The sequence below is a fragment of the Janthinobacterium sp. GW822-FHT07H11 genome (assembly GCF_058798615.1).
Window position 1 is genome coordinate 1,138,031 of the sequence record NZ_CM179507.1, and the last position, 12,282, is coordinate 1,150,312.

General features: G+C 62.4%; 12 protein-coding genes. 8 read left to right on the forward strand and 4 right to left on the reverse strand.

The window, feature by feature from the left end; translation table 11 throughout:
• Positions 1-35: 35 nt before the first annotated feature.
• Genes AC3RCJ_RS05085 through argS form a run of 3 tightly spaced genes read right to left on the reverse strand, consistent with a single transcriptional unit; the run spans position 36 to position 3,145 of the window.
• The gene (locus tag AC3RCJ_RS05085) at positions 36-707 is read right to left on the reverse strand and encodes a thiol:disulfide interchange protein DsbA/DsbL (RefSeq protein ID WP_492959894.1); all 672 of its coding nucleotides are present in this window, start codon (positions 705-707) and stop codon (positions 36-38) included.
• A 9-nt stretch (positions 708-716) separates the two neighbouring features.
• Positions 717-1,415 (reverse strand): SPOR domain-containing protein, encoded by a 699-nt coding sequence (locus AC3RCJ_RS05090; protein ID WP_492959892.1) that lies wholly within the window; start codon positions 1,413-1,415, stop codon positions 717-719.
• A gap of 20 nt (positions 1,416-1,435) precedes the next feature.
• Positions 1,436-3,145: an arginine--tRNA ligase gene (argS, locus tag AC3RCJ_RS05095; RefSeq protein ID WP_492959890.1), complete on the reverse strand. Its 1,710-nt coding sequence runs from the start codon at positions 3,143-3,145 to the stop codon at positions 1,436-1,438.
• 389 nt (positions 3,146-3,534) lie between these two features.
• Here argS and rsmB point away from each other — a divergent pair, with 389 nt between their 5' ends.
• The 8 genes from rsmB to AC3RCJ_RS05135 all read left to right on the forward strand — a co-directional run bounded on the left by rsmB (position 3,535) and on the right by AC3RCJ_RS05135 (position 11,726).
• Positions 3,535-4,953 carry a 16S rRNA (cytosine(967)-C(5))-methyltransferase RsmB gene (gene rsmB / locus AC3RCJ_RS05100; RefSeq protein ID WP_492959888.1) on the forward strand — a complete coding sequence of 473 codons (1,419 nt, stop codon included), beginning with the start codon at positions 3,535-3,537 and terminating at the stop codon, positions 4,951-4,953.
• A gap of 43 nt (positions 4,954-4,996) precedes the next feature.
• Entirely contained in the window at positions 4,997-5,557 is a 561-nt protein-coding gene (locus AC3RCJ_RS05105; RefSeq protein WP_492959886.1) for a DUF4390 domain-containing protein, read from the forward strand.
• On the forward strand, positions 5,557-7,833 hold the full coding sequence (locus AC3RCJ_RS05110; protein WP_492959884.1) for a sensor histidine kinase: 2,277 nt from the start codon (positions 5,557-5,559) through the stop codon (positions 7,831-7,833). Before AC3RCJ_RS05105 ends, AC3RCJ_RS05110 begins: the two co-directional genes overlap by 1 nt.
• A gap of 113 nt (positions 7,834-7,946) precedes the next feature.
• A complete protein-coding gene (locus AC3RCJ_RS05115; protein ID WP_492959882.1) occupies positions 7,947-8,666 on the forward strand; it encodes a response regulator in 720 nt (239 codons plus the stop codon).
• Positions 8,663-9,064: a GTPase gene (locus AC3RCJ_RS05120; RefSeq protein ID WP_492959880.1), complete on the forward strand. Its 402-nt coding sequence runs from the start codon at positions 8,663-8,665 to the stop codon at positions 9,062-9,064. Before AC3RCJ_RS05115 ends, AC3RCJ_RS05120 begins: the two co-directional genes overlap by 4 nt.
• A 129-nt stretch (positions 9,065-9,193) precedes the next feature.
• Positions 9,194-9,451, forward strand: a complete 258-nt coding sequence (locus tag AC3RCJ_RS05125) for a BTH_I0359 family protein (protein ID WP_492959878.1) — start codon at positions 9,194-9,196, stop codon at positions 9,449-9,451.
• Between the two features lie 77 nt (positions 9,452-9,528).
• Entirely contained in the window at positions 9,529-10,308 is a 780-nt protein-coding gene (locus tag AC3RCJ_RS05130) for a class II glutamine amidotransferase (protein ID WP_492959876.1), read from the forward strand.
• Positions 10,309-10,445: 137 nt separating this feature from the next.
• Positions 10,446-11,726, forward strand: coding sequence for an EAL and HDOD domain-containing protein (locus AC3RCJ_RS05135; RefSeq protein ID WP_492959875.1), 1,281 nt, complete (start codon positions 10,446-10,448; stop codon positions 11,724-11,726).
• A gap of 104 nt (positions 11,727-11,830) precedes the next feature.
• Here AC3RCJ_RS05135 and AC3RCJ_RS05140 read toward each other — a convergent pair whose 3' ends face one another.
• Positions 11,831-12,202 (reverse strand): SPW repeat protein, encoded by a 372-nt coding sequence (locus AC3RCJ_RS05140; protein ID WP_492959874.1) that lies wholly within the window; start codon positions 12,200-12,202, stop codon positions 11,831-11,833.
• Positions 12,203-12,282 lie beyond the last annotated feature (80 nt).

Consider the following 12,282-nt stretch of genomic DNA (forward strand, 5'->3'; position numbering starts at 1 on the left):
CGCGTGCCGGGGCTGCGCCAGGGAGGTAGGCATGCTTATTTCTTTTCCGCTTTGGCTTTCGCGACCAGCACGTCCATCACGGTCAGGGCCTGGGCGTTCAGCTGTTCTTCGTTCTGCGCCGACTTGCTGCCCTGGTTCGCCTGCGATGGCGAGGTGATATAGCGGCCGTCGATGGCGATCATGGGCCAGAACGTGACGTTATAGCCCTGCATCATCGCGTCGGCCTTGCGCACGCGGCCGGAAATGCCAAACGAGCGGTAGGTATCGATGAACTTCTGGCGGTCGACGCCCTGCCTGGCGACGAAATCGAAGACGGCTTCATCGCTGCCCAGGCGGTTGCGCTCGACGTGCATGGCGTGGAAGACTTTGGTGTGCAATTGATCCGTCAGGCCCATCGCCTGCAAGGTAAAGAACAAGCGCTGCTGCGGCGCCACGCTGTCGTCGCGCGACACGTGCACGCGCTTGAAGACGATGTTGTCGCCCTGTTTCTTGACCCAGGCCGCCAATTGCGGCTCGAGCACGTTGCAATGGGGGCAATAGTAGGCAAAGAACTCCGTCACTTCGATCTTTTTTCCCGCTTCCGTGGCCTGCGGCGTGGGCAGGGTTTCATACTCGACGCCGTTCTTCGGATCGGCCGGCGAGGCACAGGCGCCTGCGGCGGCGCCGCACAGGACGGCGGCAAACAGGACTTTTTTCAGAAAACGCATGCTGCTTCCTTATTTCTGGTTGCGGACGACGGCGACATCGATGCCGTTCTCGGACAATTTTGTGCGCGCGCGGTTCATCGCGTCGACCTGGTTGAACGGCCCGATGCGCACGCGGTGCAGCACGCCGGCATCGGTGCTGCGGTCGCTGATGGCCGCCTCGAAACCGAGCAGCGCCAGTTTGCCGCGCGTGCTTTCGGCGTCCGCCATGTCATGGAAGGCGCCGGCCTGCAGATAATATATCCATTTGTCGCCGGCCGCATCGGCCTTGGCCTCGGCTTTTACTTCGGCCTTGGCCTGCGGCGCTGGCGCGGCGGCCGGCGTCTTGGGCGCCGGCTTGTCCTTCAGGGTGCCGATCAACTCCTGCAGCGCGTCCGGCGGCGGGGCCTTGGGCTGCTGCGCCGGCGCTGGCGCGGCCGGTTGCGCTGGCGTGGTGATTTCGCGCGGCTCCTTGGAGAAGTCGCGCGCCGCTTCCTTGGCCGCTTCCTTGTTGCCATACATCGGCTTGTTCGGGTCGGCGATCTGGCCGGCCGTCGGTTCTGCCGTCTTGCCGGCCTTGCCCGACTTGTCGGTGAAGGGCGACGAGCCCTTGGTGATCACCAGAGCGACGACCACGGCGATGCCCAGTCCGACGACCAGGCCGATGATGATGCCGACCAGGGTATTGCCTTGCTGGCGGCGGGCGGAAGTGAAGCGGGAAGCGTGATTCATGGGCGGTTCGACCTTTGCGATTACATTTTGCTCGGCGCGGACACGCCGATCAGTGCCAGGCCGTTGCGCAGCACCTGGCGCGCGGCGACCACCAATGCCAGGCGGGCCATCTTGACGGCCTCGTCTTCGACCAGCACTTTTTCCGCGAAGTAGAAGCTGTGCAGGTTGGCGGCCAGGTCGCGCAGGTAGAACGCCACTTGATGCGGTCCCAGTTCGCTTTGCGCGCGCGCCAGCGTTTCCGGGTAGGCTGCCAGGGTCGCCAGCAGGGTCGCTTCGGTCGGCGCCGTCAGCGGGGATAAATCCACGCCAGCGAGCGTGCTTTCATCGCCGCCCCAGTTTTCCAGGATGCGGCAGATGCGCGCATGCGCGTACTGTACGTAATACACGGGGTTTTCATCGGTGGTTTTCAGCGCCACGTCGACGTCGAAGACGAACTCCGTGTCGGCCTTGCGCGAAATCAGGAAGAAGCGCACGGCGTCGCGGCCCTTGGCGATGTCGCCGCCGCCCGACCATTCGATCAGGTCGCGCACGGTCACGTAGGAGCCGGCGCGCTTCGAGATCTTCACTTCTTCGCCATCCTTCATGACGGTAACCATCTTGTGCAGCACGTAGTCGGGATAGCCCTGCGGGATGCCCATGTCGAGCGCCTGCAGGCCGGCGCGCACGCGCGCGATGGTGCCGTGGTGGTCGCTGCCCTGGATATTGATGGCCTGGATATAGCCGCGCTGCCATTTGACCAGGTGATACGCGACGTCCGGCACGAAATACGTGTAGCCGCCGTCCGTCTTGCGCATCACGCGGTCCTTGTCGTCGCCGTAGTCGGTGGTGCGCAGCCACAGCGCCCCATCCTGTTCGTAGGTGTGGCCGGCCTTGATCAAGGTTTCGACGGCGCTATTGACCTTGCCGTCCGCGTACAGCGACGATTCCAGGTAATAATTGTCGAACTTCACGCCAAACGCCTGCAGGTCGATGTCCTGTTCGTTGCGCAGGTAGGTGACGGCGAACGGGCGGATCGAATCGATGTCGTCCACGTTGCCGTTGGCCGTGGCGGGCAAGCCGTCGCTGGCCGACACCGTCTTGCCGGCCTTGAAGTCGTTGGCGATATCGGCGATGTAGTCGCCGTTGTAGGCGGACTCCGGCCATTCGGCGTCGCCGGGCTTGAAGCCGCGCGCGCGCGCCTGCACGGAATTGGCCAGGGTCTGGATCTGCACGCCCGCGTCGTTATAGTAGAACTCGCGCGTCACTTGATAGCCTTGCGCGTCGAACAGCGACGACAGCGCGTCGCCCAGCGCGGCCTGGCGGCCATGGCCCACGTGCAGCGGCCCGGTCGGGTTGGCCGAGACAAATTCCAGGATGACCTGCTTGCCGGCGCCCGCCGTGCCGCGACCGAAGCGGTCGGCTTCGGCCAGGATGGTTTTCACGACAGCCTGTTTCGCAGCGTTCGACACGCGCACGTTGATGAAGCCGGGGCCGGCGATTTCCACCGCCTCGATCAATCCCTTGCCGGCCGGATCGGCCAGCACGGCCGTGACGATGGTTTGCGCCAGTTCGCGCGGATTCTGTTTCAGCTGCTTGGCCAGTTGCATGGCGATGTTGCAGGCGATGTCGCCATGCGCTGCATCGCGTGGTCGCTCCAGCACCACGATGGGGGCCAGCGAGGTGCCGGCCAGGACGGGAGCGAGGGCGGCCTGGAACAGGGCGATGATTTCTTGTTTCTGTTGGGCGAGCATGAGCAGGATGGCGGCGGAACCGCGTTAAGAATGAATAGAATGAATCAAAAAGCAAAACGGACGGCAAGTACTCAAGCCGCCCAGACAGCGTTAATTATACTGGTTTGCCGGCGGGAACAATACGCCTGCGCCCGCGCTTGCGGGCGAGCCCCGCAAGCGCGGGCATTTCAGGCTATTATCAGGATGGCATGTGCATGCTGGTGCATGAAAACATCAGCGACAGGCATTCTGCCTGTATATATGCAGTTTTTTGCCGCAAATTGCCCTTATCGCTGCAATCGCTTGTTTCAGAGGGCGCGACAAACGCTACAATCGACCCTTTATTGATGACGCGCGGCCGCGCATTGGCAACCCTGCCGCCAGCCGCGCGCAGCCACACCGGATAATTTATGAACAAGCGCCCAACGCTGAAATTGAAAACCAAGCCGGCGCCAGGCCCGGCCGCCGCGCCAAAACTGCGTCCCAGCTACCATCCCGACCTGAAACCGGTGTTGCAGCCAGGCTTCCAGCCCGATTTGCGCGCCGACTCGCTGGCGTTTTGCCTGCTGGGCGCGGCCAATGCCGTGGCGCAAGTGCGCACCGGCACGGCCCTGCCGCAGGCGCTGGCCAAGGTGTTTGCGCAATCGAATGCCAGCCCGCAGGCGCGCGGCGCCATTCAGGATATTTCCTACCGTACCATGCGCCAGCTGGGCCGCAGCGAAACCCTGGTCGGCCTGATGACGTCGAAGGCGCCGGAGCCGCCGATGCTGGCCGCGCTGTTGTGCTGCGCGCTGTCCTTGATGTCGGCCGAGCCGGGCGAGCAGCCGTACGAAGAATTCACTGTTGTGGACCAGGCTGTCACGGTGGCCACCTCGCACCCTGACCTGGCGCATGCCAAGGGCATGGTCAACGCCGTATTGCGCCGTTTCCTGCGCGAACGCAAGTCCTTGCTGGAAGCTGCCCTGCAACAACCGCTGGCGCAATGGAACTATCCGCAGTGGTGGATCGACTCGCTGCGCCTGGCCTATCCGCGCGACTGGCAAGCCATTTTGACGGCTGGCAATGCCGTGCCGCCGCTGACCCTGCGCGTGAATCGCCGCAAGAGCACGGTGGAAGCCTACCTGGCCGTGCTGGCGGAAGCGGGTATCGCCGCGCGCCAGGTGGGACCGTTTGCCGTGCGCCTGGACAAGCCGATCGGCGTGGCCCTGATCCCCGGCTTCGAGCACGGTGTCGTTTCCGTGCAAGATGCGGGCGCGCAACTGGCTGCGCCGCTGCTGGACTTGCAGGACGGCATGCGCGTGCTCGATGCGTGCGCGGCGCCCGGCGGCAAGACGTGCCATATCCTCGAACTGGCCGAGGTGCAGGTGACGGCCATCGATGCGGATGCCAAGCGCTTGCCGCGCATCGCGGAAAACCTCGAGCGCCTGGGCCTGCAGGCCACGCTGAAGGCGCAGGATGCCCAGTCCAGCGCCTGGTGGGACGGCCAGCAGTTCGACCGCATCCTGGCCGACGTGCCATGCACGGCATCGGGCATCGTGCGTCGCCACCCGGATATCCGCTGGCTGCGCCGCAAGGGCGATGCGTTCCAACTTGCAACACTTTCCGCCAAAATTCTGGACAACCTGTGGCAGATGCTGCGGCCCGATGGTAAATTGCTGTTCGTGACATGTTCATTGTGGCCGCAAGAATCCGAGGCTCAAGCGGCGGCATTTGCTGTGCGCAATAATGCGACCCGTTTGACGGCGCCTGGTCAATTGTTGCCGACTGGCAGCGCAGAGCAGGACCATGACGGTTTGTTCTATGCGCTATTCCAAAAAAATGCGGCTTGATCGATTCGTCGATACTTTTCCTACGGACTACATTGGCACACTTGTGACAACACGACTTTTCCGACTCCTGGCCCTGCTGCTGATGCTGGCATGTCTGACGTCACGCGCGCATGCCGCCGATGTGGTCGAAATCACGCGTGCGTATATCGAGTCGAGCGAGGAAGGCTACAAGCTGGCCGCCACCTATTCCTTTGACCTCAATCATGATCTTGATGATGCCGTACAGCATGGCGTGCCGCTGTATTTCACGACGGAAATCGAACTGACCCGGCCACGCTGGTATTGGTTCGATGAAAAAGCCATCGTGGCGCGCCAGACCAGCAAGCTGTCGTACAACGTGCTGACGCGCCAGTACCACGTGTCGGTGGGCGGCCTGCAGCAAAGCTTTGCCACCCTCGACGATGCGCTGTTCCTGATCCGGCGGCCCAGCCGCTGGCTGGTGGCGCCGCGCGGCGCGCTGAAAGTGGGGCAGACGTATAACGTGACCTTGCGCATGGGCATGGACCGCGACTACCTGCCCAAGCCGATACAGGTCAACGCCTTCAATAACAGCGACTGGCGCCTGGCTTCGAATAAAAAAACCTTCTTGTATACGGCGGAGTAGTGACCCAAGCATTGCGCTATTTGCTGGTGGTGGGCGGCGGCATTGTCAGTATCCTGCTGTTCCTGCTGGCGTCGGCTTCCGACAATTCCGGTTTTTTCGACCGCTACTATTCCTGGCTGCTGGGCCTGAACGCGGCCGTGGCCGTATCGTTGCTGGTGCTGGTCGGCATCTCGCTGGGCCGCCTGTATGCGCGCTACAAGAGTGGCAAGTTCGGCTCCAAGCTGATGGCGCGCCTGGTGATGCTGTTCGCCGCCGTCGGCATCCTGCCGGGCCTGGTGATCTTCTTCGTGTCGGTGCAGTTCGTCTCTCACTCGATCGAATCGTGGTTCAACGTGAAAATCGAGGCGGCGCTGTTTTCCGGCGTGGAGCTGGGCCGCGCGGCCCTCGATACGGCCCTGGTCGAACTCGACAAGCAGGGCCACAAGGCCGTCGAGGAGTTGCGCCTGGACCCCACGGCGGTGCCCGCAGTGCTCACCAGCCTGCTGCGCGAGGAACGCATGCAGAACGTGATGATCGTCAGCGGCGACGGCGTGCTGCTGGCCAGCGCCGGGCCGCACAGCGCGGCCGACCTGCCGACGGGCGCCATGCTGGCCAAGGCGGCCTTGCCGTCCGGCTATGCCTCGGCCGAAGGCGGCCTGGAGCTGCATGACGAAAGCATGGAGCCGGGCTCCTCGCGCCCGCCGCCCGCCTCTTCGATGGATACGGCGGCCAGCCTGCGCTTGCGCGTGCTGGTGGCGGTGCCGGGGCCATCCGTGTCGCCGCGCTACCTGCAATTGCTGCAATCGGTGCCGCCCAAGCTGGCGACGAATGGCGAGATGCTGCGCGCCGCCTACAGCGAGTACAAGGAGCGTTTCGTGGCGCGCGTGGGCTTGCGCAAGATGTATATCGAAATCCTGACCTTGACCTTGCTGCTGGCCATCTTCGGCGCCATCGGCAGCGCCTTCCTGATCGCCGGCAACCTGGCCCAGCCCCTGCTGCTGCTGGCCGAAGGCACGCGCGCCGTGGCCGAGGGCGACCTGTCGCCGCGTCCCATCGTCGCCACCAAGGATGAACTGGGAACCCTGACGCAATCGTTCAATATCATGACGCGCCAGCTGCTCGATGCGCGCACGGCCGTGGAAAGCAACCGCGCCGCCTTGCAAAACGCCAAGGCCCACCTGGAATCCGTGCTGGCCAATATGTCGGCCGGCGTGATGGTGCTTGACGGTGATTTCCGCCTCGTCACCTGCAACGAGTCGGTGGAGCGCATCCTCCAGCATGCGGGCATGAGCATGGTGGGCCAGCCGCTGGCAAGTATTGTTGGAATGGAAGAATTCGGTTCGGCCATCATCAGCGCGTTCACGGCGCAAAGCGCGCAGTCGGCGTCGGGCCGCAACCTGCAGCGCCTGCACTGGCAGCAGCAGATCGAAATTCCCCGCCGCCTGGGCAGCAGCGCCGACGAGCACGACATCACCCTGCTGGCGCGCGGCTCGCGCCTGCCGCTGGAGTCGGGCAGCGGCTATATCGTCGTCTTCGATGACATTTCCGACGTGATTTCCGCGCAGCGCTCGATCGCCTGGGGCGAAGTGGCGCGCCGCCTCGCGCATGAAATCAAGAATCCGCTGACGCCCATCCAGCTGTCGGCCGAACGCCTGCAGATGAAGCTGGAAGGCAAGCTGGAGCAGCCTGATGCCGACCTGCTCAGCCGCGCCACCACCACCATCGTCAAGCAGGTCGACGCGATGAAGCGCATGGTCGACGACTTCCGCGACTACGCGCGCACGCCGCCGGCCGTGCTGGTGCCGCTGCGCTTGAACGAGCTGATCGAAGAAATATTGAACCTGTACCTGCGCGGCGACGATGGCGACATCATCCACCCGCAGCTGGCGCCGAACCTGCCGATGGTGATGGGCGATCCGACCCAGTTGCGCCAGGTCATCCACAACCTGCTGCAGAACGCGCAGGACGCCATGGCGGACCTGCCGCCGGACTCGCCGCATCCGCGGATTGACGTAAGGACGGAAGCAATTCATTATCGCAGTGCGGACGGCGGCGTGAACATCGCCGTGCGGCTGGCCATCACCGACAATGGCCCTGGCTTTGCGCCGAAGATCCTGGCGCGGGCGTTCGAGCCCTACGTCACGTCGAAGGCGCGCGGCACGGGCCTGGGCCTGGCGATGGTGAAGAAAATCATCGATGAGCATGGTGGGCGCATCGATATCGAGAACCGCGTCGACAGCAATGGCGCTTCGGTGGTCATTTTGCTGTTAAAGTTAGCTCCCGACACCCTGGTTTAGCAATTCCTGGCCGGGGAGTCTGGTTTAGTATTTAAAACACTAATAAAATCATAGTTGTCCGCCGCGTGCCTCTTGTGCGCGGACGATGGCGAAATGAGGAAGGCAAGACACGAATGGCAAACATACTCGTAGTGGATGATGAAATGGGTATCCGTGAGTTGCTCTCGGAAATATTGGGCGACGAAGGACATGCTATCCAGCTGGCCGAAAATGCGCAGCAGGCGCGCGAAGCGCGTGCCGCCGGCGCGCCAGACCTGGTATTGCTGGACATCTGGATGCCCGATACCGATGGCGTCACCCTGCTCAAGGAGTGGCAGCGCGACGGCTTGCTGACCATGCCGGTCATCATGATGTCGGGCCATGCCACCATCGATACGGCCGTCGAGGCGACGCGTATCGGGGCGCTGAATTTCCTGGAAAAACCGATTGCCCTGCAAAAACTGCTGAAGGCAGTCCAGCAAGGCTTGACGCGGGCCCAGGAAACCGTGCGCGCGCCCAGCGTGGCACCGCGTCCCGCCGTGCCGGCGCCCGTCGAAGAAAGCAGCCATCCCGTGCCCAGCTTTGGCGGCAGCGCACCGCAGCAGTTGATGGTGCGCCCGGGCATCGCCGTACCCGCGGTGGCGGAAGGCCATGGCTACAACCTGTCGTTCGACTTGCCCCTGCGCGAGGCGCGCGATGCGTTCGAGCGCATGTATTTCGAGCACCACCTGGGCCGCGAAGGCGGCAGCATGACGCGCGTGGCGGAAAAAACAGGCCTGGAACGCACCCATTTGTACCGCAAGCTCAAGCAATTGGGCGTGGAACCGGGCAAGCTGGCCAAGAAAAGCCTGTGACGACAAGGCAGCGGCGTCTGACGCCGCTGACCCTGGTCAGCGGCGGACGCGCCAGCGCGCGCGAGGCCGCCATTGCGGCGGCCCTGCTGCCGGACCAGGCGACCGCCGTGATCCTCGAAGGCTTGGCCGATGGCAACTCCATCCTGGCCGACCTGGCCGAGCACACTTTCCCCTCCCCATCGTTTCCATTGCAACTGGTGCACATCGCGCCCGGCTGCCTGTGCTGCAGCGGCAATCTCGTATTGCGTGTAACATTGAATCGTCTCTTGCGCCAAGCTCCCGCGCGTTTGTTCATCAGCCTGGCCGACGCCTCGCATATCGAACAATTGCGCAACTGGCTCACCGCCAGTCCCTACGATGCCTGGCTGGCGCTTGAGCAAGATCTGCTTGTTTCCTGACCGGCTGTTTGCATCTCGTTACAAAACGTAGCCCGCGGGGAGGACGCGGCCGCTTGAAATGGCGCCGCATGAACCCCACCTCTGTTCTGAAACCGCAGGAGCTTCTCCTGCTTGAGCGAAGGATGCAAAATGAACCTGATCTATAACAGCGAACAATATAGCGTCGTGGAATTCGGCGTCGACCGCGACCTGGAAGCCTTGCGCTTTGGCGGCTATGAAATCGTCGACAAGGGCGGCAAGCGCGAAACCTTCATCGCGGGCGTGCTGGCCCAGCATTTTCGCCGCGATGTCACGGAACTGATCGCCAGTGAACCGAGCATGGAAGAGATCGATGAATTCCTCGGCAGCTACGATTCCCTCATGAGCCAGCCAGTCCTGCTGCACTAGTCTGATGGTCGTCGCCACCATACCAATTGGCAGGCCGGCATGGTATGGTGGCCACGTTATCCAGCTGCAAACAGACCATGTGCCAACTTCTCGGAATGAATTGCAATGTCCCCACGGACATTGTCTTTAGTTTTACCGGCTTCGCCATGCGCGGCGGCCATACCGATACCCACCATGACGGCTGGGGCATCGCCTTTTTCGAGGGCGCCGGCGTGCGCCATTTCGTCGACCACCAGGCGGCCATCGCCTCGCCCGTGGCCGAACTGATCAAGCGTTATCCGATCAAGTCGCGCAATGTCATTGCACATATCCGCAAGGCAACCCAAGGCCAGGTAGCGCTGGAAAACTGCCACCCCTTCGTGCGCGAACTGTGGGGCCGCTACTGGGTGTTTGCCCATAATGGCGATTTGAAGGAGTTCAACCCCGTGCTGACGGGCAGTTACCGTCCCGTCGGCTGCACGGACAGCGAACGGGCTTTCTGCTATCTGCTGCAGGAGCTGCATGCGCGCTTTGGCGATGCCCCGCCGGCCTTGCCGCAACTGCATGCGGCCCTGGCGGAGCTGTTGCCCGGCATCGCCGCCCACGGCACGTTCAATATGATGCTTTCCAGCGGGGCGGCCTTGTTTGCCCATTGCTCGACCAGCTTGCACTATCTGGTGCGACAACATCCGTTTCCAACTGCTAAACTCTCCGATGAAGACTTGAGCGTGGACTTTTCCCAGGTGACGACACCCCAGGACCGGGTTGCCGTGATCGTCACCCAGCCGCTGACAACCAACGAGCAATGGACGGCATTTTCCCCCGGAGAATTGAAGTTATTTGTCGATGGGGCGGTGCAAGAAGCTCCCGCGATTTAATTTGTTGACGACAATACCGTTTATTACTGCCAAAATATCCACAGCGCGGGCGAAATTCAGATAAAGTATTGTCAATAGTGAACCTTGACGCGGGCGCGGCGCTGCCAGTGTCACTCGACGTGATTGATGAAGATTTAATGATCGATATTTCCAGCAACGATATTTCCCCGAAACCCTTGCGTGTACGCGAGTTTTATCTGGGGCGACAACCTATCCTTGACCGCAACCAGGCCCTGTTCGGCTACGAGTTGCTATTTCGCAACGCGCCGGTCGGGCCCGCCAACATTACGAGTGACCTGTCCGCCACGGCGTCCGTGATCGCCCATGCCTCGCAACTGGGCATGGAAAAGGTCATCGGTGACGCGCTCGGCTTCGTGAATGTGGATGCCGACGTGATCATGAGCGACATCTTTGTCTTCCTGCCGCGTGAAAAGGTGGTGCTGGAGATCGTCGAATCGATGACAGTCACGCCGCAATTGCGCGCGCGCATAGGCGAACTGGTGGGTCATGGCTTTACGTTTGCGCTGGAAAACGTGGTGGCCGATACATCGCAAGTGCAGGAACTGTTGCCGCTGGTGCAATATGTGAAAATGGACATGAGCACGGTCGATCCCAAGGTGCTGGCTGCGCTGGCGCCGCGTTTCAAGCAGGAACAGAAGAAACTGGTGGCGGAAAAGGTCGAGACGCGCGAAGAATTCAAGTCCGGCCTGGACCTGGGCTTCGATTATTTCCAGGGCTATTATTTTGCCAAGCCGGCCATCATGACGGGCAAGAAGTTGTCCCCGTCGCAACTGGCCGTCATGGAACTGATGACATTGGTCACCTCGGACGCCGACAATATGGACATCGAGCGCGCCATCAAGCGCGATGTCTCGCTGGCCCTGAACCTGTTGCGCTTGGTCAATACACCGGCCGTGGGCGCGCGCCAGCGCATCGATTCGCTGAGCCAGGCCGTCACCGTGCTGGGCCGCCGCCAATTGCAGCGCTGGCTGCAGATCATGCTGTATGCGGAGCCAAGCAAGCGCGGCCATAGCATGACGCCGCTGCTGATGCTGGCCACCACGCGCGGCCGCCTGCTCGAATTGCTGGCGCACAAGCTGCGCCCCAACCACGCCCATTCGGCCGATATCGCCTTTACGGTTGGCATCATGTCCCTGATGGATACCCTGTTCGGCGTGCCGATGTCGGAAATCCTCAAGCAGATCGAAGTGATCGACGAAGTGGCCGAAGCGCTGTTGTCGCGCGAGGGCTTCTATGGCGACCTGCTGCGCCTGGCCGAATGCATCGAGCGCATCGAAGACATGGAAGGCGAGATCGTGCCAACCCTGCGCGACCTGGCCATGTCGCCGGACGACCTGGTGGAGCTGGAAATGGCCGCCTACGAATGGAGCGACAACGTTGTCAGGTATGCGCTGTAGGTCGGATTAGCGCGGCCGTCAGGCCACGCGTAAGCCGACAACATTGTTGGCGCGTTCTTCAAAAGCCCTGCACGGCGTCGCCGTGACAGGGCTTTTTTACGCCGCTACGCGGCCGCGCCGGGCCAGTGCTTGTGCAGCTCGGGGTCGGTGCGCAGTTCCCACAGGGCCAGGATGACGACGGCGATACCGACGATCAGCTCGTTCCACATGACGACGCGCTGGTCGGCCAGGCGCAGCACCCAGGGCGAGGCGGCCACCCACACGCCCACCAGCAGGTTGACGACGACGGCCCAGAAATAGGTCTTGTACAGGTCGAAGGCGGCCAGCACGGCGATCACCAGGCCCGAGACAAAGGCATTGACCATTTGCGGCGAGCCTTCAGGATAGGAAAAGGCCCAGGGCGAGACGATCAGCCACAGGCCCAGCAACAGGATCACCTGATCCTGCCAGCGTTTCAGTTTGAAGTTGGTTGCCATATTACCTCCTTGCCAGTTGGGGAACGGGCCGGAGCGGGCATGCAGCATGCCGGCCGGCATACTGCGTTAGTGCGCCGCGG